Source organism: Kitasatospora sp. NPDC059160 (assembly GCF_042755465.1).
Lineage (GTDB): Bacteria > Actinomycetota > Actinomycetes > Streptomycetales > Streptomycetaceae > Kitasatospora.
This window is the reverse complement of the sequence record NZ_JBHZCN010000007.1, coordinates 46,272-71,333: the sequence shown is the minus strand read 5'-3', so window position 1 is coordinate 71,333 and position 25,062 is coordinate 46,272. Positions and strand designations below refer to the sequence as shown.

Below are 25,062 nucleotides of genomic sequence, written 5' to 3'. Positions count from 1 at the left end.
CCCGGTGGTGACCGAGGGCAGCGCCGGCCTGCCGGTCGAGGTGAGCGAGCGGGACCCGCAGGTCATCGAGGTCACCGCCCAGACCACCTCCCACGACGTCAGCTGGTACCTGGAACTGGAGTGGTCCAGCGGCACCCGGAAGGGCACGCTGACCGTCGGCCCCGGCGGCGGCGCGCCGTTCCGCACCAGCGCGGTCAAGGGCCGGCCGCTGTACAGCTACCCGGTCGGCGGGAAGGCCTGGGGCCCCAGCCCCTTCCAGCGGTGACGGCCGCGCCCGGCACCGCACCGCAGGTGACCTCCCGGCCGGGGGTGCTCAGCCGCGCGGCGGTCGCGCGGTCGTGCCGGAGGTCAGCCGCCAGAGCCCGGCCAGCTCGTAGTAGAGGCCGTTGACCACCTGGAGGAGTACCAGCGTGACCGGCCACAGCAGCGCGCCGAGGCCGGGCACCGCGTCCACCGGCAGGGTGTACGCCATCACGACCCGCGCGGCGGCGTCGAGCAGCATCGCCACGCCCCAGATCGCGGTCGAGACCCGCCAGATCCGCCGGAAGGCCGGTTCGCGTTCCCACAGCACGTCCCAGGAGGTGCCGTCGGAGCGGAACCGGCCCTCCAGCAGCGGCCGTCCGGCGTGGAAGAGCAGCGGACGCCTGGCCCTGACCGAGACCAGGAACCAGAGCCCGGCCACGCCGGTCAGCCACCCGTCCTTGGCCAGCAGGAACCGGGGGCTGCCGCTGACCAGCGCGGCCGCGACGCCGAGCAGCATGGTCCCGGCGATGAATCCCGCCATGCCCTCCAGGCTCCGGGTGCGCAGCCACCGCACCGCTGTGGTGAGCGCGGGCAGGACGGCGCCGGCCAGCAGCGCGCCGAAGACGCCGACCCCGGCGGCGCGCAGCCCGTAGTACACCGCGATCGGGACCACGATGTCCCAGGCGACGCCGAGCAGCAGGCGCCGGCCGCTGGGCCGCGGCGGCGGCGCGGGGGCGTCACCGCCGGCGCTTCGCGTGGGGGGCACGGCGTCCTCCGGGGCCGGGGAAGGCCAGGGTAGTGCCGGGGTGGAACCGCCCGGTCAGCGCGGGCGGTAGCGCCGGTAGCGGACGTACAGCACGATGCACGTGATCGCGCCGATCGCGCACACCGGCAGGCTCAGCCCGACCGCCATGATCACACCGTCGCCGACGCCCTGCACGGTCTCCTCGCGGAGCATCCCGTTCGGGTCGGTGACCGTGCGGGTGGTGTCCGCGTGGCTCGCGAGATAGGCGACCATCGAGACCCCCGCCAGCAGGAACACCGCCGCCCCGGCCAGGAACCAGCCGCCCGCCCGGTCCTGCCACTCGTCCCCTTGCAGCCGCCGCGCCCGGGGGCTGTGCTCCAGCACCGCGCGGCCCAGGCCGAAGGCCCCGGCGGCGTGCCCGTCGATGTACAGGCGGGCGCCGCCGTCGAGGGCGAGGCGGCAGCGGTAGTCGTTGCCCAGCCGGCGGGCGAGGCCGTGGATCCTCGGGGTGCCGGGGATCGTGACCGACACGATCCGGCTCCACTCCCAGCCCACCGCACCGCGCCGCGAGCCGTGGACGATCCCGCGCTCGCGGACCTCGAAGTACTCTCCCGACCCGCCCCGCACCGCGCGCCACGCCTGTGTCACGGCGATGTACAGCGCGCCCAGGGACAGGCCGATCACCAGGCCGATCGCCCGGCCCCCGCCCGGACGGCCGTCGTCCGCGGCGACCAGCGCCCACAGCCCGAGCCAGCCGCTGGGCACGGCCACCACCAGCGCCCACACGGCGTTGCGCCACCGCGCCCGGGTGTCCACCCGGTGCCTGCTGAGTACGGCGCCGAACAGGTCAGTCATCTCGGCCTCGCTGATCATCCGCACAGTGAAGCACCAACACCGGCTCCGCTCAAGGGCGTTAGCCCGCCCTCGCCCGCCCGCAGGACTCCCTTCCGCAGACCCCCTCCCGCAGGTGTCCGGTCAGCGCTGGCCGACGCGTTGCTGTCCGGTCCGGCGGGAGTCGGCGACGATCGGGAAGGCGTAGTCCCGCATCCGGCTCTCGTACACGCCCACGGCCCGGGCCAGGCCCGGGCCCGGGCCGGTCGCGTCGGCCAGGGCGCGGCTGAGTTCGGCGGCGTCGCGGACGGCGGTGTTGGCGCCCATCGCCAGGACCGGGCTCATCGCGTGGATCGCGTCGCCGATCAGCGTCACCGGGCCCGGCTCCCAGGGCGGCACGGGGGCGGAGGTGGAGATGCGCAGCGGGAAGAGCGAGGCGGTGTCCCACCGGGCGAGCAGGCGGTGGACGTCCTCGTGCCAGCCGTCGCCCAGCAGCCGCAGCGCGAGGTCGCGCAGGGCGGCGGGCGGCAGCGTGCGCAGGTCCGCGGGGGCGGGCATCGCGGGGTGGTCGGCGGGTGCGCCGACCATGCACGCGAGGTAGTCGTGGGCCGGGGGCAGGTCGAGGGCGGGGGTCCGGGCCCGGCCGGCCAGGTCGGGCCGGGTGGCGAACTCCACCGGGCCCAGGCCCAGATGGGCCTTGCCCGGGCCGTCGGTGACCACGGTGAAGATGCTCTCGAAGGCCCAGCCCGGCAGGGCTGCGCGGGCCCGCCCGTCCAGTGGGATCCGGCCGTAGACCAGCCGCAGGCCGGCGTCCTCGACCCGGGCCGCGGGCAGCAGGAGCCGGCGCACCGTCGAGTTGACGCCGTCGGCGCCGACGATCAGGTCGCCGGTCGCGGTCCGGCCGTCGGCGAAGCAGGCGGTGACCCGCCCGTCGTCCTCGTGCCGGTAGGAGGCCAGTTGTGCGCCGTGGTGCACCCGGTCGCCCAGTCCGAGGAGCATGATCCGACGCAGCGTCGGCCGGTCGAAGGCGCGCGGGCCGACGCCCGCCGCCTCGAAGCCCGCCGTCGGGTCCGCGGTTCGGCCCGTGGCTCGGTCCGCCAGGACCTCCAGGTGACGGTTGCGGACCGAGACCCGGGCCGGCGGTGCCCCGGCCGTGGCCAGGCAGAGCCCGAACAACTCGGCGGGCAGGCACTGCCGTAGGGCGGTGAGGCCGGGTTCGTCGAGTTGGATGCGGTAGCCCTGCGGCCGGGCCCCGGGACGGGCGTCGCGCTCGTGGACGGTGACGTCGACGCCTCGCTCGCGCAGGCCGTGGGCGAGCGCGAGCCCGCCCAGTCCGGCCCCGATGATGATCACACGGTACGGAAAAAGCACAGTCCTCTGCCTTCGTTCAGGACGACGAAGGAAGCACCGGGTTCCTCGCAGAGGAACGAACACCGTGTGGGGCGCCGCTCGGAAACACCATTCAGGAGCGGATTTTTTTCGCGCATTCCAGCCAGCGCCGACGACCGTAGCACACCCCGAAACGGCCCGGCCCCGGTCCGGCCCCGACCGTTCACGCGGGCCTGGTCGCCCGGCCGTCCAGCCACAGGGTGTCGGAGGCGTCGCGGTGCGACCCCGTGGTGCCCACGTGCCGGGCGTCGATCTTCGCGCCGTGCTTGAGGACGTGGACGAGGGCCATGCCGTGGCCGCGGCCCAGTCCGTAGTCCTCCTTGAGCCAGGCGAGGATCACCCCGGCCTTCGTGGCCGGGGCGTCGAAGCCGCGCTGCTCGGCGAGCGCGACGAACTGGCGCGGCGTCAGGCCGGTCCTGGTCTCGATGGTGTCGAGGTACGCCTGGAAGGACATGTGCTCTCTCCTGCTCGTGTCGGTGTGTTCAAGGGGTAGACCGGCCCGGGCGGCGAAACTCATCGCCCGACGGCCGGGAACTTCCGGACCGGCCGCGCCGCCCGGGCGTCGCCCGGCGGCCCCTCGCGTACACGTGCGTTTGTTAACATCGCGGCCCGCGCGGACACTTGGGGGGCCGCGCACGGGGAGACGGAGCGAGATCCATGAGCGTGCCCACCGAAGTCTCACGGTTCCGTCTGGGCCACCGGACGAGCATGACCCGCACCGAGGTGCTGCGCAGCACGACCTACCACTCGCAGTGGCACCTGTTCCCGCTCGGCGCGAGCCGGCGCCCGGAGTCGGGGTCCGTCGTCCTCGACGCGTACTGCGGCGACTGCCGCCTCCCCATCAAGGTCGTGCTGGAATCCGAGCCGACCGCCGCACAGAAGCAGCGCACCCGCACCACCTCCGGCTGGCTCCTGCTCGCGGCGGGCATCGCCCTCGTCGCCGTCGCCTGCCTCATCGGCGGCGGCGGAGCCGTCCCCGGCCTGTCGGGTGTGACCGGCCTGATGGCCGTGCTCATCAGCTTCGCCGTACGCAACGCGGGAAAGACCTACCCGGGCGTCCACCTGGACCGCAACCAGCCCGCCACCAAGGACACCCCGCACCGGATCTTCGTCCACTGACACCACCCGACGGCGCGGGCGGGGACGTTCCGCCCACCCGCGCGGCGCCCTGTTCCCGTACGTGGGTGAACGACGCCCCGACCGTGCGGGCCGTTTGAGTGACCGAATTGTCACCTTCTGTACTCGGGTACGCGGTGTGTGGTGCGATGCCGACGTGTAGATCCGGGGGCGGGCGCGGAGACCGACGCCCGCCCCCGGACCCGTGGACGGTCGAAGGGAAACCATGGTGCTCCGCGTGCTGGCCGCGACTGGTGTCGCCACCTCACTGTTCGGCTCGTCCGCCTTCGGCGGCAGCCCGGCCCCGCCCCCACCCCCGCCGCAGGAGCAGGTCGTCATCGACAGCGTGGCCGTCAACGGCACCGGCTGCCCGGAGGGGACGGCCGCCGTCGCCGTGTCCCCCGACAACACCGCCTTCACCGTCACCTACAGTAACTACCTCGCCCAGGTGGGGCCCGGGGCGTCGCCGACCGACTTCCGGAAGAACTGTCAGCTCACCCTTCTCGTGCACGTCCCCAGCGGCTACACCTACGCGATCGTGTCCGCCGACTACCGCGGCTTCGCATCACTGGCGCCGGGCGCCTCCGGCACCCAGCGGGCCCGCTACCACTTCCAGGGCGACCCCCGCACCACCACCGCGACCCACCACTTCAAGGGCGGGTTCAACGGCGACTGGCAGACGACCGACACCGCGCCGGCCGCGGCCCTGGCCTTCGCCCCCTGCGGGGAGGAGCGCAACCTCGACATCACCACCGAACTGCAGGTCGACCGCGGCACTTCGAGCCCGGGCGACACCAGCTTCCTGGAGATGGACTCGACGGACGGCACGGTCAAAACCGTGTACCACCTGACCCTGCGGCATTGTCCATGACCTCCTGACGCCGCGCCCGCCGCCCCCGGGCGGCGGCGCAGCGCCTGAGATCGAGCTCGACGGAACGGCACAGGCTCAGCGCGTCCTGCGGGTCGTCGGCCCGGTGGCCGAACCGGCGGACCAGGCTGCGCCCGGCAGTCGCACCCCTCGCTGCACGAGCCGGGGCACGCCGTACGGCCAGCGCGGACGCGAGCCGCCCGGCTGCGCCCGCACGCCCTTGACGGATCGTCAGCACTGCGGAACGGTGACGCGCAAGTGACCGCAACCGGCGTGGTGCTGGAGGGTGTCGTGGGGCTAGATTTCGTGGGGATCGACCCTGAGACGGGGAAGGAAGGGTCGCCCATGGTGCTGCTGGACAACGACAAGCAGGAGCTGGTGATTCAGGGGTTGAAGGCGGACGACGCACTGAACGCCGAGGTCGGCGATCCCGATTCTGCGGAAGACCCGCGATGACGCAGAGCGTGATGAGCTTCTCTGACCTGCTGGCCGCCGCCCGGTACTCGGCGGTCCACCTGGAGATGCGCGACAGCTACGGTGTCCCGGACGAGGCAGAGGCCGTCGAACGGTTCCGACTGACCGGCGAGTCCGACCTCGACCCGGAGTCGGAGTACTGGCGGGACTGGACGGCCATGCTGCGCGAGGCGACCGAACGGGGTGTGGCTGTCCGCCGGGCCCGGATCGTGTCCGAGCCGGTCACCCTCTACACGCGGTACCTGCACGCCATGACGCCGGTCAACACCGCGGCCGGCGAGGACGTCCGCTGGCTGCCGCGCCGCGACGCGTGCGACCTGGCGTTGCCCGGCGCCGACTTCTGGCTGTTCGACGACCGCGTCGTGCGGTTCAACCACTTCACCGGTGACGGCGACTGGGCCGACCCGCGCACCTCCGACACCGAGGACCCCGCCGTCGCGAAGCTCTGCGCCACCGCGTTCGAAGCGGTGTGGGAACGGGCCGTCCCGCACGAGCGGTACACCGTCTGAGCCCGCCCACGCCGAGCAGACAGCCCATGCCCGCCTCGCCCTCATCCAGTGCCCAGGCCGCCCGCGCCGCGCTCGCCGTCCGGCTGCGCGAGCTGATGCTGGACGCCGGGATCGACGGCAAGGAGTTGTCCGCCCGGTGCGGTTGGCACCCCTCCAAGACCTCCCGGATCCTCAGCGGAAAGTCGGCGCCGTCCGAGGCCGACCTGCGCGCCTGGTGCACCGCGTGCGACTCCGCCGACCAGGTCCCCGATCTCATCGCCGCAGCCCGCACGGTCGACTCCATGTACACCGAGTGGCGCCGGATGGAGCGCAGCGGGCTGCGCGCCGCCCAGGAGTCCGTCGCTGCCCTCTACCGGCGCACCGGCCACTTCCGCGTCTACGCCAGCCGTGTCCTGCCCGGCATGGTGCAGACACCCGAGTACACCACCGCCGTCCTGCGCTCGATCCAGCGCGCCCGCGTCGAGGTCGACGACGTCGCCGACGCCGTGGAGGCCCGCCTGGAGCGCCAGCGGATGCTGTTCTCCGGCCGGCACCGCTTCGGCCTGCTCATCGAGGAATGGGTGCTGCGCGCCGCCGTGTGCGACCCGGAGACGATGGCAGCCCAGCTCGGCCACCTGCTCGCCGTCTCCTCCAGCCCGTTCGTCAGCGTCGGCGTCATCCCCACCGGGCCCGACCGCCCGCACCTGCCGGTCGAGGACTTCTACATGTTCGACGAGGACGAGGTAGCCGTCGAACTGACCTCCGGCTACTTACGGATCACCCAGCCGCGCGAGATCGCGGACTACGTTCGGACCTTCGCGGATCTGGCCGCCATGGCCGTCCACGGAACCGGGGCCCGTCAGCTGATCACGGCGGCGATAGCCACTCTCGGGTGACTTCGCGCAAGACGGCGCAACCTCGTTGAGGGCCCGGCCGCTTACCCCCTACCGTCGAACCGTCGCCCGCCGTGACGGACCGGACACCCGGTTCCCGGCGGGCGCGCCGGGGCCGCTGCGCCCGCCTGACCCCCCGTCGGGTGGGCGCAGCCGTCACCGCCCGCGAGGGAGCGGAGTACCGCCATGGTCTGCCGTCCGGTGCGCACCGCACTGCGCGGATGTGCGCGTTCGCGGCCCGGCGTGGCTCGCGCGGGCCGGGCAGGCCCGCTACTCCTCCCGGCACCGGGAGGCACCATCACAGCGGCGACAAGGGAGGTCGGCATGGACCACGACGGAGGCCACGGCGGCGCAGGTGCGGGTGGCGGTGGCGGCGAGGGGGACGGGCATCCGGGCACCCCGTGGACGCCGCCGTCCGACCCGCCGTCCCCGGACGGCGGCCCCCCGCCCGGGGACGGGGGCCACCGCAAGTGACGCTCGCACCTGGGCAGGAGGACCGCCCGCCGGGGCGGTCCTTCCCCGTCGCCGACGCGTGGACGTCGGCCTTCGACGCCGTCCCGCGCTCACTGTTCCTACCGGACCTGGTCTGGGCCCACGACATGGCCACCGGGAAGAGCTGGCCCGTCGACCGGACCACCGACGAGGCGGGCTGGTTGGCGGCGGCCGCCGCGGACATCCCCATCGTCACGCAGTGGGACGACGGAGAACACCGGGGCGCCGAGCCCGGCACCGTACCCACCAGCTCCGCCTCGATGCCCTCCCTGGTCGCCTCCATGCTGGACGACCTCCAGGTGGAGCCGGGGATGCGGGTGCTGGAGCAGGGCACCGGCACCGGCTGGAACGCCGCCCTGCTCGCGCACCGGCTCGGCGACGCGAATGTGACCACGGTCGAGATCGACCCCGGGATCTCCGCCCGGGCCCGTACCGCGCTCACGAGCGCCGGCTACCGGCCGACCGTCGTCCGTGCGGACGGCGAATCCGGCCACCCGCCCGGCGCCCCGTACGACCGGATCATCGCGACCTACGGGCTGCGCGAGGTTCCGCGGGCCTGGATCGAGCAGACGAAGCCGGGCGGGCTGATCCTGGCGCCGTTCGGCACCCACTACTCCAACGCCGACGCCCTGGTCCGCCTCACCGTGACCGGCGACGGCGCCGCGAGCGGCCCGTTCCTCCAGCCGGTGGAGTTCATGAAGATGCGCTCCCAGCGCCTGCGCCGGCCGCAGCACCCGCCCGGTGGCGGGAGCGTCGCCGAGTCCACCACCACCGCCGTCCTGCCGCCGCACGGCACGTTCGACCCGTTCCCGCTCGCCGCCGGCCTGCGCCTGCGCGACGTCGTCCACGCGATCCAGCCGCACGACGACGGCGCCCGCACCCTGTGGCTCTACTCCCTCACCACCCCGGCCTGGGCTGCGGCGACCTTCCGCGACGGCGAGGACGTGCACCCGGTCCGCCAGTACGGCGGCCGCCGCCTGTGGGAGGACTTCGAGCGGGCCCTCGCCTGGTGGCACGAGGAGGGCGAGCCCGGCATCGCGCGCCTCGGGCTGACCGTCACCCCCGACGGCTGGCGCGCCTGGCTGGACAACCCCGGCCGGCCGATCCGGTGAGCCCGCCCGTCCGGGACCCGTCCCGGGTGATGGCGGACCGGTTCGGGGTGTCGGGGCGTGGGTCGCTCCAGTCTCCTACCGGGCGGCGGCGCAGCGCCTGAGATCGAGCTCGACGGAACGGCACAGGCTCAGCGCGTCCTGCGGGTCGTCGGCCCGGTGGCCGAACCGGCGGACGAGTATCACCGAGTCGAGGGTGCGGCCTTCGCGGGCCAGTACGAACAGCAGGGTGAGCAGGGCGGCGCGGGCGTTGCCGTCGTCGAACGGGTGGAAGAAACAGACGTCCAGGTGGGCCCGGGCCGCCCTGGCGGCCAGCGAGGGCCGGCTGTCGGTGGCCTGCGCGAGACAGGCGTCGAGGCGGGTGCCGGTGTCGGGGCCGATCCCGTAGCGCTCCTCGCCGCCCTTGGCGAAGGCGGGGCGGGTGCGCAGCGGTGGCGGCTCGGGTGTGCCCAGGACGTGCTGCTGCCAGCTGCGCAGCAGCTCGAAGTCGAGCATGGCACCTCGCGCCGCGTCGGCCCGCACCAGCTCCAGTGCGGTGAGCAGGCCGGCGGCGCGGGCGGGGTCCACGGCGGCGTCGAAGGAGCGGAAGTCCTCCGCCGCGCTGTCGCGGGCGGCGGCCGTCGGCTCGTGGTCCGCGCCGTCCGTGCCGGCCTCGCCGTCCGGCCACGGCATGCTCTCGCGTACCGCGAGCCAGCGCTCCAGGTGGTCCGGGAGCCCGCCCGGGGCCGGCGACCAGTGGGTGTCCTGCGGGCGCAGCGGGCCGACGAGCCGTTCGGCGACCTCCTCCGCCAGGACGGTGTCCGGCGCGGTCCAGCTCTTGAACCGGCCGCCGACCGCCTGTCGCACCAGCCGTTCGGCCGCCTCGGGGGCGACGCCCCAGTAGGTGAGGAACCAGCCCAGGACCTGCCGGCAGTGCCCGTACCAGCCGCTCTCGGCGCCGGTCCGGTCGGCGACCTGCAGGATCAGGTTGCGGGCGGCGCGCTCCCACAGGATCCGGTCCGCCACCAGGGTCTCCGGGTCCAGGGGGTAGGCCTCGAACCACCGCGCGAGGTGCTCCAGCCAGTCGCGCCACTCGCACAGCGAGGCCACGACCCGGTCGAGGGTCTGCTCCGCGGTGGTGATCGAGTGCGACCCGCAGCACCAGTTCCCGACCGGCCCGCCGTCGACGTCCGCCTCGCCGACCGACCAGCGCCACCCCGCCGCCCACCGGCCGTAGTGCTCGATCAGCACGTGGGTCATGGCATCGGTCCAGGGCCTGGCCGCCTCCCGCGCCCAGTTGACTCCGATCGGATCGACGGCGGGGTCCGGTCGGGAGGGCACCCGCCGCGCCGGGCCGAGGGAGCGGACCACCTGCGCGGCCGAAGCGGGGTCGAAGGGGTGGGCGGCGGGGTCGACCTCGTCCCAGGTCAGGCCTGCGGGGTAGAGCGCGTTGGACACCGGGTCAGGGTGCCACGGGGGCCAGGGGTCCGGGCAACGCAATTTCCGCCCGCACCGCCCACACCGCCGCATCGCCCGTACCGCCCAGGGACACCCGCGAGGGCTGTGCGACCCCCGCTCCGGCCCCACCGGTTCCGGGAGGGTGGCGACGCGACCCGGTCCGTGCTGCGACACTGTCGATCATGACAGACCACAGTCCTCTCGTAATGCCCACCTTCTCCGCGACCGCCGCCGACACGCCCCTGCCCACCCAGTCCGGCGCGCGCCGGCCGCCGCTCGAGCAGGGCGCCGACTTCCGGCAGCCGCCCGGCGAGACCGCCGCAGTGCCCGCCCCGGCCCGGCGTCCGCTCGCGGTCGGCGGCCTGACCTTCTCCGACCCGGACCGCCAGATCTGACCACCCGGCCGCCTGCCGCAGGCTCCTGACCTGCGACGCTGTCCTCGACGACGGCGAGCAGGCGAGCAGGCGGGTGCCGCCGGAGCCGAGGAGTACGAACTGCGGCTGCGGATCGCACCGTGTAGTCGGGGGCGCCGTGGTTCTCACGCGGTGAGGGTGCCCAGGGCGTCCCGCGCGGCGGCGGTGGCGGCGGCCTCGGCCTCCGAGGGCGGGACGTCCTTCAAGGTGTAGCCGGAGCGGGTGGCCGCCTGGTAGTTGACGGTGATGAGCGCGTTGCGCTGGAGCACCACGAGTTCGATGCGGCCGTAACCCCACGCAACGGTGTAGAGCAGGGTCGCCTTCTCCCCGATGCCGGGGACCGACCGGTCGTCGGTGATCTTCATGGTGCCGGCGCTGGTGGCCGCCGCCGTCCGGGCGCTGCTCAACGTTTCCTGGTAGATGCTGTCGGTGCTCGGGGACAGCGTGACCAGGACCTGCAGCATGGTCAGGCCCGAGTCCTGGCTGGTCCAGCTCCCGCCCGTCACCGGTATGCCCCCGATCGGCTTCTGCTCGGTACAGGGGGCGCCCTTGGCATAGCGGGCGACCGTCTCGGGGTGCACCAGCGAGCAGCCGGCCGCTGAGGCGGTGTAGAGCGCCGCGGACGGGGACGCCGGGCCGGAGGACGCGACTGCGGCGGAAGAGTTCGCCGCGGACGAGGCGGTCGCGGTCGGCGTGACGAGGTTGGCCACCAGACCCAGGACGAGCGCGGCGGCGCCCGCGCCGGCCGTGATGCCCCCGAGCAGCCAGGTCCACCGCCGGGCGGGCCCGCCCGGGCGCAGGTCCGCCGGGTCGGGGAGGGTGGCGGGAACGGCCTGGGCCGGCAGGGGGCTCGTGCGCGGGAGGGTGGGCAGCGGCTGGGTCGCCGGAGGGGTGTCCTCGATCTCGGCCATCTCGTACGGAACCCTTCGAAGGCTGTCAGCCGCCGGCTGACAGGTGGTAGGCGGTCAGGGTGGGCCCGTAGCCGACCAGCAGGGCCGCGTCCTGGACCAGGACCTGCGGGTCGCCGGGCTGGCGGGCGAAGGTCTGGTGCCACTGCGGGCTGCCGTCGGCGCCGGCCAGCGACTGGAGGGCGATCCCGCCCGTGTCCGTGGGCGCGGTGACGAGGACCGAGTTCCCCCAGGAGCCCCGGACGGTGGCGGCGCCCTGCGCCGACGGCCAGGTCCACGCGGTGGCCCCGGTGCGCGGGTCGGTGCCGGACACGCCGTGCGGGCCGCCGGTCGCGACCAGGGCCGCGACGTCCGCGCACCCGGTGATGGCGCCGGTGTGGGTGCCGCTCCACAGCCGGGCGCCCGTGGTGTCGAAGGCCGCCGTCGGGATCTGCCCGTCGGTGGCCGTCGTCCCGGAGACGGGCAGGCAGGTGAGCACCGCTCCACGGAGCGCGAGCGAACCCAGGTAGGAACCGGCGGACATGGTCGCCGAGGCCGGCGGCAGGCCGCTGGGCCGGCTCCACTGGGCGGTTCCGCGCCCGCCGTCCACGGCGGTCAGGGCGCGGTCCGGATCCAGGGCGTACAGGTTGGTGCCGCTCGGCGGCGCGTACAGCTCCTGGGCGTCCAGCGACCAGCGTTGGCGCCCGCTCGCGCGGTCGAGTGCCAGGAAGCGGAAGGTGCCGTCGGCGAGCAGGGCCGGATCGCCGAGGACCGTGACGACCAGCAGGCCCGCCGCGTCCATGCCCTGGACGCGGAAGGAGGTGCCCAGCGCGGCACCGCTCCACAGCCTGCGCCCCGCGGCCGCGTCGTAGCCGTGCAGGGCTCCGTCCGCCCCGGTGACCAGCAGCAGGCCCGGCAGCGGCAGGGCGAGGGCCTGCGCACCGGGGACCGGGTCGGACGAGCGCCACAGGTCGGCGCCGCTGCGCGCGTCGCGCGCCCGCACCGAGCCGTCCTGGTCCACCGACCACACCCGCCCGCCGTCGCCGACCGGGGACGCCCCCGCCTCCGAGGTGCTGGTCCACAGCACCCGTCCGTCGGAGCGGGCGTAGCCGACCGCCCCCGTGCGGTCCGCGCACACCACCGCCGCCGGGCCGCAGGCCACCGGCGCCATCCCGGCCCGGGGGAGGGGCGCCGACCAGGCCTTCGGGGGCGCCCCCGCGTTTCCCGGCCACAGCAGCCGGGTGGCCCCGCCCGCGGCGGCCGTGGCGAGCAGCGCGCCGCCGAGGACGAGCAGCCGGCGCCGGGTGCCGTTCGGATCGCTCAGCACCCGGGCCAGTTCACGCTCACGCCCGCGTACGGTCCGCTCCGCCCCGCCCATCCAGTCGGTGCCGACCGCCGGGCCGTACCGGAAGGCCTCGGCGAGCTCGGCCGGTGCGGGCCGCCGGGCCGGGTCCCGGTCCAGACAGCGCACCAGCAGTCCGGTCAGCTCCGGCGGCGCCCCGTCCAGGTCGGGGGGTTCCTCGGAGGCCCGGTAGACCAGCACCGCGGGCGGCCCCTCGCCGAAGGGCGCGCGGCCGGTCGCGGCGAAGGCCAGTACGGCGCCCAGCGAGAACAGGTCGCTGGCGGGGGTGAGGGTGCGGCCCGCCGCGTGTTCGGGGGACATGAACCCGGGTGTGCCGATGATCTGGCCGCTCGCGGTGGGCAGCGCGTCGGCCGTCGGCTTGCTGATCCCGAAGTCGATGACCCTCGGGCCGTCCCGGGCGACCAGGATGTTGGAGGGTTTCAGGTCCCGGTGGATGATCCGGGCGCGGTGGACGGCCGCGAGCGCCTCCACCAGGCCCGCCCCCAGGACGTGGAGCGCGGGCCGGGCGAGCGCGCCGTGCCGCGCCACCGCCTCGTACAGCGACGGTCCGGCGACGAACTCGGTTGCCAGCCAGGGGAGTTCCGCCTCCGTGTCGGCGTCCACGACCGCCACGGTGTAGGCCCCGTTGACCGATCTGGCCGCGGCCACCTCCTGGGCGAACCTGCGCCGGAACTCCGGATCGGCCGCGTACTGCTCCTGCACGGTCTTCACCGCGACCGGGCGCCCGCTGCCGGTGGCGGCCAGGTAGACGGCGCCCATGCCGCCCGCGCCGAGTCTGCGCAGGACGCGGTACGGGCCGATGCTGCGCGCGCTCATCCGGCACCGGCTCGGAAGGCGCGCAGCGTGGTGGACGAGGCGCAGTAGAGCGTCGGGCCGTCGGCCGCGGTGGTCCACAGGCCCTCGTCGGAGGGCGGCCGGGCCACCCAGCGGACCGTACCGCGGGCGGCGTCCAGGACGGCCGTCCCGTACGGCCCGCCCTGCAGCGGGACGGCGAAGAAGCCGTCACCCGCGCTCGGAGCCCGGAAGTCCCCGCTCGCACTCGGAAGGGTCACGGCCGCCACGGTGCAGTGCCACAGCCCCCGGCCGGTCGTGACGTCCAGGCAGTAGGCCGTGCCCTGGGCCCCGGACAGCAACAGCCGGTCGCCGCCGAGCGCACAGCCGAAGACCGCCTGCGGGACCGGGGGAGCCGTCCAGCGCTGCCGCCCGGTCGCCGCCTCCACGGCCACCACCGTCCGGTTGGCGACGACCACCAGCAGGTCGCCGGCGCGCAGCAGCCGCGCGGGCACCCCCGCGCCCGCGGGTGCGAGGCCGGCGGCCTGCCAGCGGGACTCGCCGGTGCGCAGGTCCAGCGCGTGCAGGACGTCACCGTCCCGGTAGTAGCACCTGCCGTCGGCGACCAGGCCCATCGCGCTGCCGGAACCGCTGTACAGGGACTCCGAGTGGCGGGCCATCGACACCGCCAGGTTCTCGGCGACGTCGTGCTGCCACAGCACCTCGCCGCTGCCCGCGTCGGTCCCGGCGAGGAGCCCGCCGCCGGTGGCGGAGGTCTGCCGGGCCGTCACCACGGTCCGGTCGTCCGCGCCGAAGACCCGCAGGGTCATCGCGGCGTACATGTGCTGGTCGGCGGGCACGGCGAGCGGGATCCGGTGGGTCTGCGCCGAGGCGTCCAGCCACACCAGGCTCGCGAAGTCCGGGGACGTCCCGTAGAGCAGCCCGCCCTGCGCCTGGAAGAACTGGACCTCCTGCTGGGACCATGCCGTACGCCCCGTCGAGGGGTCCACACCGGTCGCGCCCGTGCCCTCGGTCCACCACACCGGCGTCGAGCCGACGAGGGACAGCTGGTGGAGGACCGTCACGCCGCTGAACGGCCGGCTCCACAGCGGGGCCGGCGCACCGGGCGAGGCCCCGGCACTGCCCGCGCCGCCCGCGTCGGCTCCCCACGCGTCCACGGGGTCACCGACCATCGCCGCCCCGGCCGCCGCCCGGGCCCGGCGGGTGAGCAGCAGCGGCACGCCCACGGCCGCCGCCGCGCCCGCGCCGAGCCCGGCACCGAGGCCCAACAGCCCGCGCCGGCTCAGCGACCGCCACGCCCGCACCGCCCGCGCGGGCGGATCCGCGGGCGGCGCCGCCAGGTCGATCCCGGCCTGCCGCTCCCGGGCCTCGAAGTCGGCCAGCAACCCCGGACTCAGCAGCGCCGCCGGATCGGCCGGGGCCAGCGCGGCCAGCACGGCCGCCGCCGTGGGCCGCCGACCCGGGTCCTTGTCCAGGCACGCGGCCACCAGCGGGCCCAGCGCGGCGGGCACCCCGGACAGGTCCGGCCACTCGTACACCACCCGCCGGTTGATCTGCGCGGGCTCACCGGCGCCGAAGGGGGTGCGGCCGGTGAGCGCGTACACCAGCAGGCAGCCGAGCGAGAACACGTCCGAGGAGGCGAAGGTGACGGACGCGGAGACGACGCGCTCGGGGGCGATGTAGCCGGGGGTGCCGCACACCATGCCGGTCCGGGTCAGGTGGACCGCGTCGAAGGCCCGGCTGATCCCGAAGTCGATGACGCGCGGACCGTCCCGCGCGATCAGCACATTGCCCGGCTTGAGGTCACGGTGCACCACCCCCGCCGCGTGGATCGCGGCCAGCGCCTCCGCCAGCGCCGCCCCCAGCGCCCGCGCACCCGCCTCGCCCAGCGGACCGAACCGCCGCACCACCTCGCCCAGCGACGGCGCCGGCAGGTACGCCGTGGCCATCCACGGCCGCGGACCGCGCGGCTGGGCGTCCACCACGGGCGGCGTGTGGAACCCCGTCACCCGCCGGGCGGCCTCCACCTCCTGCTGGAACCGGCGCTGGAACTGCGGGTCCTCGGCGTACTCGGGCCGGATGACCTTCACCGCGAGCAGCCTCAGCCCGGGCGAGCGGGCGAGGTACACCACCCCCATCCCGCCCTCGCCCAACGGCCGCAGCAACTGATGGGGGCCCACGAACACGGCCGCCCGCGCCCCGGTGCCCTCGCTGTCACCCTTGGCAGCCACCAAGCCTCCCCCGTGCCCTCGCCGCCGTCACCAGACAGAGTGGCACGGACAGGTCATCCGGTGGACCCCTTCCGTCCATCGAAGGCCCCCCGTCCGGCGGGCGGGAGGGAATCGGCATGCGCGGGATCACCATCGGACTGACCATCAGATTTCCGCCCCCTCAAGCAACTTCGCGATCTGCGCCGCTCGGCCGGAGCCGCCGGTGACCACGCTCGACCCACTCCGCGGCCTGCGTCGGCAGGCCCTCACCCGCGCGAGCCACCCGGCACCGCCCGGCACCCGCTGACGGGCGCCGGGCGGTGTGCTCAGCCGGCCGCGCGGTAGGCCTCGCCCATCCGGTTGGGCGTCGCCCGGTGGTAGAGACCGGTGCCGCCGCGGTCCGCGGAGAGGGTGAACCACGCGTAGCGTTCGACGAAGGGGAGCCCTTGGAGCATGGCGGTCGACTTCGTCACGAACGCGGCCTGCTGCTCCGGCGTCGGGTATCGCGGGGTGCCGCCGGAGAAGTCGATCAGGGCGTACTCGGTGAGCCAGATCGGCTTCTTGTAGCGGTCGTGGACGGCCTGGAGGTAGCTGCGCAGCTGACCGGTCGCGGCATCGGCGCGGAAGTCCGAGCCGTACCAGTGCAGGGGGATGAAGTCGACCTTGTGGTGGCGGGCGGCGGCGCCCTTCATGAACTGGTCGAGCCAGCCGCCCGCGACGTCGCCGCCGCCCGCCACCGCGGGCGCCCCCAGGCGCATCCCGGTCGACTGGAGCCGGGGCCACAGGTCGAGGGCCTGGGAGACGCTCATGGAGGCCTGGCCCCGCAGGTCGGGCTCGTTGAACCCGAGCAGGGTCGTGCCCTCCTTCCGGGCCGTCGCGAGCTGCGCGTCGGTCACCGAGCCCGCGCCCCAGATCATGGGGACGAACTCGACGCCGGCCGGCGGCCTGATCTGCTGCCGGTCCGAGGCCCAGGTGTAGAACCAGCCCACCCTGGCGTCGGCCATGGCCTTGGTGACGTCGGTGAAGTTCCAGGCGCTCACGCCCTTCTTCTTCGCCGGGGCGGCGGACGCGTCGCCCGTGGTGCCGACCGTGAGACAGGTCAGCACGGCGAGCAGGGCGGCGAACAGACGTGTTCGACGTGGCAAGGCGTTCCTCTCCTTCGATCAGGCGGTCGTGCCGGGGCTCTCATCCGGCCGGGGCGCTCACGCGGCCGGGGCGCTCACGCGGCCGGGGCGCTCACGCGGAGGGCCCGAAGGTGACGGTGAAGCCGCTGCAACGGCTGCACTGCTGCATCACCTTGTTGCCCGGGACCTGGTCCTGCTTGGACCACGTGTAGGCCTTGGGGCACTTCGCGCTGAGCGCGCGGCTGTAGTCGCTCTGGGTGTCGCGGCTGGGGTTGGTGCACAGCAGCGGCTTGCCGTCCGGCCCGCGCGTCAGGTCGGCGGGCGGGCAGGAGGGCAGCAGGTCCTTCGCGCAGCCCCTGGTGTCGCAGCCCCCGCCCGCCGGGATCGAGGCGTTCACCGGGGTGATCGTGACCGGCAGCGAGAACGCGTTCACGTAGCTCACGTCGTACCAGGGGGCGGCGCCGTCCTTGGCGTCGAAGTTGAACTCGGCGAGGCTGGCGGGCTGTTCGCCCGTCGTGCAGTGGTCGGCGAACGGGCCGCAGTCGCCCACCCGGCAGTGGAAGCCGTTGCCGGAGGCCCCGCCGCAGTCCTGGCGGGCGAAGAACTTCCCCCGCCAGTGGAACGGGGCGGTGGTCTCGGGGATCGTCACCGTCGCCGACTGCCCGGGAGCCAGGACCGGCAGCCGGCTGAACTGCTTCGACCCGTCGGCGTTGACGCCGCTTCCGATCCACAGCCGCTGCGACGAGTGGTTCACGAAGGTCACCGTGTGGTTGACCGCCGCGACCGCGTCCGAGGCGGGCCCGGTGCGGGCCGGCGCCGCCGCGCCCGCACCGGGCAGCACCACGGTCAGAGTGGCGGCCGCCGCCGCGACGAACAGCCTGGTCAGGAACCTTCGCATGACGTCTCCGTTCCGTTCCGCTCAGCAGGTCTTGTCCGGGTGGTCATGGGTGATGGCGCAGATCATCGCCTGCGCACGGCCGTTGGTCGGGTACCTGCGCCGGAGCTCGTCCTTGAAGTCGTTCCACTGACGGGTGATGTCCTTGACGGCGAGGTCGTAGGCGCGGTCGAAGTTGTGGCCGACGGCCGAGCGCGGGGTGTCCTTGGTGTCCTTGTTCAGCACTCCGTCGTGGGTGACGCGGTTCGCGCAGTCGGACACCGTTCCGCTGTGGTCGCGGTCCGGGTAGCAGCCGGTCGCCAGGTCGTGCGGGATGTGGGCGGTGGCGTCCTTGGCCCAGTCGGGCCTGCTCATGGAGCTGTAGCGGGCGATGGAGAAGAACGCGGGCAGGTCGGTCCTGCCCAGGCCCGGGGGGTTCTTGACGCCGACGGCTCCCGGGCCGGCCTGGTCGACCCAGTTGCTGTGGGCGTAGAAGTCCTCGATCTGGTGCCAGCCGCGGCCCAGGTCCTCCAGCACCTCGCACTTCGCCCGTCCCGGCCGGTCGTTCCAGTCGCAGGCCGGGGAGATGGCGGTCTGGGCGGCGACGACGTGCCCGTTCGCGTCGACCAGCCGGTCCGCGGCGGCGGCGGCCCGCTTGAAGTTGTGGACGGAACCGTCGACGCAGTCGATGATCTCGGCGTCGGCCTGCCCGCGGGTGCGGGGGTAGCGGCTGTCGTACCGGGGGTCGAGGTAGTCGGCGTTGTCGCAGTGCAGCTTGCCGATGCCGAAGTACTCGCCGTGGTCGTTGGCGACGATGGCGCCCGAGTTCCCGTCCGCCATCGCCGTCAGCGAGGCCGGGTGCCAGCCCGCGGCCCCCAGGGCGGCCCGGGTGATCCTCTCGTGGTTGCCCCCGCTGAAGGCCTGCGCCGGTGTCGCGGCGCCGAGGGCGACGGAGCACAGCAGTGCGACGCAGGCGGCGCCGGGAACGCGCAGGCGCTGCCGGCGGGAAGCGGGGCGGGGATCCACGGGCTCTCCAGGGTGTGCGACGGACGTCTTCGACGTGCGGGCGGGCGTGCGTGCGGGCGCGGCGTCCCGTCCGTACCGCGCGAGTCCACGGCGGAATCCGGTGACGGACCGTCATGGACCGGGCAGCTCGTACGTACGCTAGCTGTCATGTCCGCCTCGCGAAAGGCCGCCCGGCCCGCCGAGAAGAGTCGGAGCTGTCGGGTGCGGAGGTGGTCCGTTCCGCAACGGTGCACGGTTGGTTGATTGTTGGGTCGCTGTTGGAGCACCCTGCCAGCCTCGTGGCGTCACCGCGTGACCGGTCCGGCAGCGAAGCCGGGCCGGTCGCGCGCACCCAACGCCAGAGGCAGGACACGTGAAGATCAGAGTTCCCCGATTCCGCCGGATCAGAGCCGGCCTGACCGTCGTCGCCGTGCTGGTGGCCGGCCTGTCGTTCTCCGCCGGCCAGGCGTCGGCCGACGTGCATCCCTTGGCGTTCCAGATCCAGAACAAGGCGACGGGGCTGTGCCTGGTGGGAACCACCGACATCGGTGCGTGGCCCGTCGCACTCCAGCCCTGCGGCAGCAACGACAACCAGTACTTCGTCACCGGGTACCAGAACCAGATCGTCGACGGCTCCATGTACTACGGCGGTTCCTGCCTGGCGACGGACGGCTCCAACGTCCTGACCGTGGGCTGCGGCAGCCACGACTACGGGCTCGCCTGGATGGAGCTGGGGGTGGACGGCCGCTGGACGAGCGTCGCCAGCCCCAAGGGCTGCTACCTGAAGGTCGCTCAGGGCAACCCCGTCTGCAGGACCGGCTTCCAGGACGATGACGCCCAGTGGCGCATGATCAGGACGCACTGGGACCACCACAAGGGCACCGAGGCCGGCAACGGCCGCGTGAAGTGGGCGGACTTCTGGGGCCGGGGCAAGGACGACTACATCACCATCGGCGCCACCGGCGCCGTCACGGTCTGGCAGAACAACGGCGGCGACGGCCGCGGCGACTGGGGTTCCCCCGTCCAGGTCGCCGCCGGCATCACCGCCGACCCCAACCGCGTGCGCTTCGCCGACTTCGACGGCGACGGGCTGCCCGACTACATCGCCGTCAACCCGGACGGCTCGGTGCACGTCTACCTCAACCGCGGCGGCGACACCGGCGGCGGCTGGCAGGACATGGGCACCGTCGCCACCGGCGTGACCACCGACCTCAGCCGGGTGCGCTTCGCGGACATCGACGGCGACGGCCGGGCGGACTACAACGTCATCAACCCGGACGGCTCGGTCACCACCTACCTCAACCGCGGCGGCGACACCGGCGGCGGCTGGCAGAACATCGGCATCTCCGCCACCGGCCTGACCACCGACCAGAGCAGGGTCCGCTTCGCCGACCTCGACGGCGACGGCAAGGCCGACTACACCGTCATCAACGGCAACGGCTCGCTCACCGCGTACCGCAACGTCGACGGCCACGGCCAGTGGTCCGCCATGGGGCAGATCGCCACCGGCGTCACCACCAACCAGAACGCCGTCGTCCTCGCCGACTTCACCGGCGACAACCGGGCCGACTACATCACCACCAACCCGAACAACTCGGTCAACGTCTACCGCTACGACGGCGGCAGCAACTGGACCAACCTCGGGCAGGTCGCCACCGGCGCCTGACGCCCGTGACCGGCGCCGGCCACCCGTCGCCGGCGCCCGAGGGGGCTCCGGTCCGTCAACCGGAGCCCCCTCCGCAACCGAACGACCGCACGTCATGGGGGAGACCTTGAAACGCATCCTGGCCCTCGGCCTGAGCACCCTGCTCGCCGCGGCCGCCGCACCGGCCGCCCACGCCGCCACGCCGGCCACCACCACTACCACCACTACCGCCGTACCCTCGCTGCGCGTGATGCCGCTCGGCGACTCGATCACCGCGGGCGCCGGCAGCGCCACCGGCTCGTCCTACCGGGCCCCGCTGTGGAGCCTCGTCGCCGGCCAATCCCGTTACACGGTACGGTTCGTGGGCTCCCAGGCCGGCGGGCAGCTGCCCGACCTCGCCCACGAGGGCCACTCCGGCGACATGGTCGACGACCTGCGCGCCGGCATCGACCAGTGGCTCGCCGCCGCGCACCCGGACGTCGTCCTGCTGCACATCGGCGTCAACGACCTCGACCGCGGCGCCGACCCGGCGCACGCGCCCGAGCGCCTCAAGGCCCTCCTCGACCGGATCTACGCGGACCGGCCCGGCACCGCCGTGGTCATGGAGGGCGTGATCCCCACCACCCAGGGCCTCCAGGAGTCCCCGGCCGTCTACAACGACCGGGTCCGCCAGCTGCAGGCCGTCGAGGCCCAGGCCGGGAACTCCTTCCGGTACGTGGACCCGCCCGCCCTGAGCCCCGCCGAGATGTCCGACCGCCTCCACCCCAACGACAGCGGCTACCGGCGGATCGCGCAGGCCTTCTACGGCGGGCTGGACCAGGCGTTCTCCGACGGTGCGGCGCGGGCATCCGTGGCCTCCGACACCGCCAGCGAGTCGGGCGGCCTCGGTCGCGTCCGGTACGCCGACTTCGACGGGGACGGCAAGGCCGACTACCTCACCATCGGCGCCGACGGCGCGGTCGACGTCTGGCTGAACAAGGGCGGTGACGGGCAAGGCGGTTGGCAGTCGCTCGGCCAGGTCGCCACCGGTGTGACCACCGACCCGGCCCGGGTGCGCCTGGCCGACTTCGACGGGGACGGCAAGGCGGACTACGAGGTGATCAACCCGGACGGCTCGGTCCGCGTCTACCTGAACAAGTACACCGGCGGCCAGGGGAGTTGGCAGGACATCGGGGTCGTCGCCACCGGTCTGACCACCGACCCGACCAGGGTGCGCCTGGCCGACTTCGACGGCGACGGCAAGGCCGACTACGAGGTGATCAACCCCGACGGCTCCGTGCACGCCTACCTCAACAAGTTCACCGCAGGTCAGGGGAGTTGGCAGGACCTCGGGACCGTCGCGAGCGGTCTGACCACCGACCAGAGCCGGGTGCGCCTGGCCGACTTCGACGGCGACGGCAGGGCCGACTACGCCGTCATCGACCCCAGCGGCGCCGTACGGATCTGGCTGAACCGCGGCGGCGACGCCGGCGGCGGCTGGCTGGGCATCGGCCAGGCCGCCAGCGGGCTCACCACGGACCAGAGCCGGGTGCAGTTCGCCGACTTCGACGGCGGCGGCAACGCGGACTACATCCGCACCGACCCGCCGTCCAACGCCGCTCTCGTCTACGCCTGGAACGGCGGTGACGGCCGCGGGGGCTGGACCGGCCTCGGCCAGGTGGCCGGCGGAGTGCCCACCGGCTGACCGCACCTGCCCGTGCCGCCCGTACCTGCCAGTGCCGCCCGGGCCCCCGGGCGGCACCGGCACGGTCAGCGCCGCACGCCCCGGAGCTGTTCGAGGCCGTCGAGGCTCCGCCGGAGCAGGGCGGGGATGGAGTGGTCCCGGCTGATCCCGGCCGCCTGCTCGAAGCAGGCACGGGCCTGCGGGAGCCGGCCGAAGTGGGCGTGGGCCGGCCCGGCCGGTGATGATCAGGCAGTCGGCGATGCCGCTCATGTCCCCCAAGCCGCGGCGGATCGCCAGCGACTCGTCGAGAGCGGCGAAGGCGTCCTCCTGCCGGCCCAGTCCGACCAGGCAGTCGCCGATGTTGGCCAGCGTCACGGCGACGTGCGTCAGGTTGCCGCGGGCCCGGCAGGCTTCGAGGACCCGGCGGAAGTGGGTGTGGGCGGCCTCGAAGTCCTCGTTGCGCAGGTACGCCGTGGCCAGGGCCGCCCGCACCCTGATCGCGCCCTCCTCCGCTCCCGTCCGCCGCTGGAGGGTCCAGGCGTCCTGGGCGTACTCCAGGGCCCGGCCGCCCTCGCCCCGCTGACCGAGGGTCATGGACAGGTTCGCCAGGACGGTGGCCCGGCAGACGTCGTCATCGTGTCCGCCGTCGAGGACGGCGAGTGCGGCCCAGGTGGTCTCGATCGCCTGGTCGTTGCGGAAGGCCATGCCGTGGGAGGCGCCGAGCCGACGCAGCGTCCACGCCTGGCCGAGGCGGTCCCCGCGCTCCTCGGCGGACCTCAGGGCGAGGTTCAGGCAGGTGTCCCACTCGCCCGTCCACCAGAAGGTGTTCGCGTACCCCATGAGCCAGATCGCGAGCCGCCAGGTGAGATCGGGGCGGGAGGAGTCCGCGGCACGGCGGATCACCTCCTTGATGACGGGCAGTTCCCGCCGGCACCAGTCCAGGGCGTGCTGGGGGTCGGTGAAGACGGGCACCGGTGCGGCGGGAGGCTCGGCCAGGCGCGGCGCGCCCGCCGCGTCGACGGCCGTGCCGGCGGCCTCCAGCGCGAGCGCGTACCAGACGCCCAGCCGCAGCGCGGCCTCCTCGCGGGCCCCGGCGCTCTCCTCCTCCAGGGCGCGCTGGGCGGCGAACTCCCCGAGCAGGTCGTGGAAGCGGTAGCGCCACTGCTCCGGCGTCTGCACCAGGTGGACGTCCGCGAGCAGTTCGAGCAGGTCCGCGGTGTGCTCCCGGGGCCGGTCCAGCAGGGCGGCCGAGGCGTCGACCCCCAGCGTGTGGCCCGCCCACAGGCCCAGCAGCCGGAAGGCCCGGGCGGCCTCGCGCTCCAGCGGGTCCTCGCTGTCGCGGATGGCGAGGTAGCTGGTGGCGAAGGTGGTCTCGACGGCCAGCCGCCCCACCGACAGGGCGCGCAGCCGCCCCCGGCTGTCGTCCAGGCGCCCGGCCAGGGTGCCCAGGCTCCAGGCCGGACGGGAGGAGAGCCGGGCGCCGGTGATGCGCAGGGCCAGGGGCAGGCCCGCGCAGGCGGCCAGCAGGCGCAGCGCACCGTCCGGGTCCTGCCGGATCCGCTCGGGGCCGCAGAGCCGGGAGAGCAGGGCGCGCTGCTCCTCGACGTCGAGCGGGGCGAGGGAGAGCCGGGCGCCCGCGGGCAGGTCGGGCAGGGCGTTGCGCGAGGTGACGATCACGGCGCTGCGGCAGCCGCCCGGCAGCAGGGGCTCCACCTGGGCGGCGTCGCGGGCGTTGTCCAGCACCAGCAGGACGCGGCGCTCGGCGAGGGCGGTGCGCAGCAGGGCGGCCCGGTCGTCGGTGTCCTCGGGCAGCGGCCTCGCCGCGGCGCCGGGGCCCGAACGGCGCCCGGCCTGCCCTGGGCGGTCGGGGTGCTCGGTCTGCCAGGTCTGCCAGGTCTGCTCGGGGCGGTCGGGGTGGTCGGGGAGGTCGTCCAGGGCGGCGAGCAGGACGGCGAGCAGCTCGTGCGGGTCGCGGGCGGGGGCGGCGCCGAAGCCGCGCAGGTCGGCGTGGAGCTGGCCGTCGGGGTAGTGGTGCCGGACGGCGTGGGCGGCCTGGACGGCGAGAGCGGTCTTGCCGATGCCGCCCATGCCGGAGACGACCGCGACCCGGGGGAGGGCGCCGGCGGGCTCGGCCGTGAGGAACTCGGTCAGGGCTCGCAGGTCGCCCTCGCGGCCGGTGAAGTCGGCCAGGGCGGCCGGGAGTTGGGCCTGCGGGCGGACGGTTCTCACGGGCCGCCCGGTGGCGCCGGGCTCCCCGCCCCCGCCGCGTCCGCCGTGTTCCGCACCGCCCGCGCGGCCCTCCCCGCCCGTGCGTTCCCCGTACTCGTCCTCGTCGCGCAGGACCCGCTCATGCGCCGTCCGGACGGCGAGCCCGGGCTCGATGCCGAGCTCCTCGGCCAAGGCGCGGCGCAGCCGCTGGTGGACGGCGAGGGCCTCGGAACGCTGCCCGAGGCGGTGCAGGGCGCGCATCAGCTGGGCGTGGAAGGCCTCGTGCAGCGGGTGCTCGTTCGCCAGCGCGGTCAGTTCGGGCACCAGCCCCCGGACATGACCGAGGCGCAGCTCCGCTTCGATGCGCCACTCCAGGGCCTCCAGCCGGGCCTCCTGCCACTGGCGACGCGGAACCTGCGCCTCGGGAAGGTCCGGGAACTCGCCCAGCGGAACGCCGCGCCACAAGGCGAGCGCCGCCGCCGACTCCTCCCGCACGGCGTCCCAGTCCTCCCGCAGCAGCGCCTCGCGGGCCCGCCGGACACCGAGGTCGAAGACCCGGGCGTCCACCTCGCCCGCGGCGACCTCCAGGACGTAGCCGAGCGGGGTGGAACGCAGGCGTTCGCCGCGCTCGTCGCCCAGCTGCGCGCGCAGACGGGCCAGCATGTTGTGCAGCGAGGCACTCGCGGAGGCCGGCGGGCTGTCGCCCCACAGGGCGGTCCTGAGCCGGTCCGACGGCACGGGCCGGTCGGGCTCCAGCAGGAGCACCGCGAGCAGCGTGCGGACCTTGGCGCCG

The 25,062-nt window shown here is 74.5% G+C and carries 22 protein-coding genes and 1 pseudogene; 11 read left to right on the top strand and 12 right to left on the bottom strand.

The window, feature by feature from the left end; translation table 11 throughout:
• Window positions 1-7: 7 nt before the first annotated feature.
• Entirely contained in the window at window positions 8-265 is a 258-nt protein-coding gene (locus tag ACFXOZ_RS04505; protein ID WP_380587503.1) for a hypothetical protein, read from the top strand.
• Between the two features lie 48 nt (window positions 266-313).
• Here the strand turns inward: ACFXOZ_RS04505 and ACFXOZ_RS04500 are convergent, their stop codons facing one another.
• The 4 genes from ACFXOZ_RS04500 to ACFXOZ_RS04485 all read right to left on the bottom strand — a co-directional run bounded on the left by ACFXOZ_RS04500 (window position 314) and on the right by ACFXOZ_RS04485 (window position 3,662).
• Window positions 314-1,009 (bottom strand): VC0807 family protein, encoded by a 696-nt coding sequence (locus ACFXOZ_RS04500; protein ID WP_380587401.1) that lies wholly within the window; start codon window positions 1,007-1,009, stop codon window positions 314-316.
• 54 nt (window positions 1,010-1,063) lie between these two features.
• The gene (locus ACFXOZ_RS04495; protein WP_380587398.1) at window positions 1,064-1,861 is read right to left on the bottom strand and encodes a hypothetical protein; all 798 of its coding nucleotides are present in this window, start codon (window positions 1,859-1,861) and stop codon (window positions 1,064-1,066) included.
• A 102-nt stretch (window positions 1,862-1,963) separates the two neighbouring features.
• On the bottom strand, window positions 1,964-3,172 hold the full coding sequence (locus tag ACFXOZ_RS04490; protein ID WP_380529021.1) for an FAD-dependent oxidoreductase: 1,209 nt from the start codon (window positions 3,170-3,172) through the stop codon (window positions 1,964-1,966).
• A 199-nt stretch (window positions 3,173-3,371) separates the two neighbouring features.
• Window positions 3,372-3,662, bottom strand: coding sequence for a DUF4287 domain-containing protein (locus ACFXOZ_RS04485; protein ID WP_375895089.1), 291 nt, complete (start codon window positions 3,660-3,662; stop codon window positions 3,372-3,374).
• 254 nt (window positions 3,663-3,916) lie between these two features.
• On the opposite strand from ACFXOZ_RS04485, the gene ACFXOZ_RS04480 reads away from it, so the two are divergent.
• The 7 genes from ACFXOZ_RS04480 to ACFXOZ_RS04450 all read left to right on the top strand — a co-directional run bounded on the left by ACFXOZ_RS04480 (window position 3,917) and on the right by ACFXOZ_RS04450 (window position 8,651).
• Window positions 3,917-4,327, top strand: a complete 411-nt coding sequence (locus tag ACFXOZ_RS04480) for a hypothetical protein (protein ID WP_380587395.1) — start codon at window positions 3,917-3,919, stop codon at window positions 4,325-4,327.
• 223 nt (window positions 4,328-4,550) lie between these two features.
• The gene (locus tag ACFXOZ_RS04475) at window positions 4,551-5,195 is read left to right on the top strand and encodes a DUF4360 domain-containing protein (protein WP_380587392.1); all 645 of its coding nucleotides are present in this window, start codon (window positions 4,551-4,553) and stop codon (window positions 5,193-5,195) included.
• 255 nt (window positions 5,196-5,450) lie between these two features.
• Entirely contained in the window at window positions 5,451-5,648 is a 198-nt protein-coding gene (locus ACFXOZ_RS04470; protein ID WP_380529016.1) for a hypothetical protein, read from the top strand.
• Complete coding sequence (locus tag ACFXOZ_RS04465) at window positions 5,645-6,175, top strand: DUF6879 family protein (protein ID WP_380529014.1); 531 nt, start codon at window positions 5,645-5,647, stop codon at window positions 6,173-6,175. The genes ACFXOZ_RS04470 and ACFXOZ_RS04465 overlap by 4 nt, the downstream gene beginning before the upstream one ends.
• 26 nt (window positions 6,176-6,201) lie before the next feature.
• Window positions 6,202-7,050: a helix-turn-helix domain-containing protein gene (locus tag ACFXOZ_RS04460; RefSeq protein ID WP_380529012.1), complete on the top strand. Its 849-nt coding sequence runs from the start codon at window positions 6,202-6,204 to the stop codon at window positions 7,048-7,050.
• Window positions 7,051-7,371: 321 nt separating this feature from the next.
• Complete coding sequence (locus tag ACFXOZ_RS04455; protein WP_375895101.1) at window positions 7,372-7,521, top strand: hypothetical protein; 150 nt, start codon at window positions 7,372-7,374, stop codon at window positions 7,519-7,521.
• Window positions 7,518-8,651 carry a methyltransferase domain-containing protein gene (locus ACFXOZ_RS04450; RefSeq protein WP_380587389.1) on the top strand — a complete coding sequence of 378 codons (1,134 nt, stop codon included), beginning with the start codon at window positions 7,518-7,520 and terminating at the stop codon, window positions 8,649-8,651. The genes ACFXOZ_RS04455 and ACFXOZ_RS04450 overlap by 4 nt, the downstream gene beginning before the upstream one ends.
• 75 nt (window positions 8,652-8,726) lie before the next feature.
• Here ACFXOZ_RS04450 and ACFXOZ_RS04445 read toward each other — a convergent pair whose 3' ends face one another.
• Window positions 8,727-10,085 (bottom strand): Fic family protein, encoded by a 1,359-nt coding sequence (locus ACFXOZ_RS04445; RefSeq protein ID WP_380587386.1) that lies wholly within the window; start codon window positions 10,083-10,085, stop codon window positions 8,727-8,729.
• A gap of 206 nt (window positions 10,086-10,291) precedes the next feature.
• Between ACFXOZ_RS04445 and ACFXOZ_RS04440 the strand changes: the two genes are divergently transcribed.
• On the top strand, window positions 10,292-10,480 hold the full coding sequence (locus ACFXOZ_RS04440) for a hypothetical protein (protein ID WP_375896387.1): 189 nt from the start codon (window positions 10,292-10,294) through the stop codon (window positions 10,478-10,480).
• 143 nt (window positions 10,481-10,623) lie between these two features.
• Here the strand turns inward: ACFXOZ_RS04440 and ACFXOZ_RS04435 are convergent, their stop codons facing one another.
• From ACFXOZ_RS04435 to ACFXOZ_RS04410, 6 genes are all read right to left on the bottom strand, one after another.
• A complete protein-coding gene (locus ACFXOZ_RS04435; RefSeq protein ID WP_380587383.1) occupies window positions 10,624-11,409 on the bottom strand; it encodes a hypothetical protein in 786 nt (261 codons plus the stop codon).
• A gap of 25 nt (window positions 11,410-11,434) precedes the next feature.
• The gene (locus ACFXOZ_RS04430) at window positions 11,435-13,564 is read right to left on the bottom strand and encodes a protein kinase (RefSeq protein WP_380587380.1); all 2,130 of its coding nucleotides are present in this window, start codon (window positions 13,562-13,564) and stop codon (window positions 11,435-11,437) included.
• Window positions 13,561-15,771 carry a protein kinase gene (locus ACFXOZ_RS04425; protein ID WP_380587377.1) on the bottom strand — a complete coding sequence of 737 codons (2,211 nt, stop codon included), beginning with the start codon at window positions 15,769-15,771 and terminating at the stop codon, window positions 13,561-13,563. The genes ACFXOZ_RS04430 and ACFXOZ_RS04425 overlap by 4 nt, the downstream gene beginning before the upstream one ends.
• A gap of 305 nt (window positions 15,772-16,076) precedes the next feature.
• Window positions 16,077-16,895, bottom strand: coding sequence for a glycoside hydrolase family protein (locus tag ACFXOZ_RS04420; protein WP_375896396.1), 819 nt, complete (start codon window positions 16,893-16,895; stop codon window positions 16,077-16,079).
• 91 nt (window positions 16,896-16,986) lie between these two features.
• Complete coding sequence (locus ACFXOZ_RS04415) at window positions 16,987-17,772, bottom strand: thaumatin family protein (RefSeq protein WP_380587374.1); 786 nt, start codon at window positions 17,770-17,772, stop codon at window positions 16,987-16,989.
• 21 nt (window positions 17,773-17,793) lie between these two features.
• Window positions 17,794-18,774: a hypothetical protein gene (locus tag ACFXOZ_RS04410; protein WP_380587371.1), complete on the bottom strand. Its 981-nt coding sequence runs from the start codon at window positions 18,772-18,774 to the stop codon at window positions 17,794-17,796.
• Between the two features lie 352 nt (window positions 18,775-19,126).
• Here ACFXOZ_RS04410 and ACFXOZ_RS04405 point away from each other — a divergent pair, with 352 nt between their 5' ends.
• A complete protein-coding gene (locus ACFXOZ_RS04405) occupies window positions 19,127-20,419 on the top strand; it encodes an FG-GAP-like repeat-containing protein (protein ID WP_380587368.1) in 1,293 nt (430 codons plus the stop codon).
• 94 nt (window positions 20,420-20,513) lie between these two features.
• Window positions 20,514-22,082, top strand: coding sequence for an FG-GAP-like repeat-containing protein (locus ACFXOZ_RS04400; RefSeq protein ID WP_380587500.1), 1,569 nt, complete (start codon window positions 20,514-20,516; stop codon window positions 22,080-22,082).
• A 273-nt stretch (window positions 22,083-22,355) separates the two neighbouring features.
• On the opposite strand, the pseudogene ACFXOZ_RS04395 reads toward ACFXOZ_RS04400, so the two are convergent.
• Window positions 22,356-24,932: pseudogene (locus ACFXOZ_RS04395) on the bottom strand (BTAD domain-containing putative transcriptional regulator); the annotation flags it as partial.
• Between the last annotated feature and the right edge of the window lie 130 nt (window positions 24,933-25,062).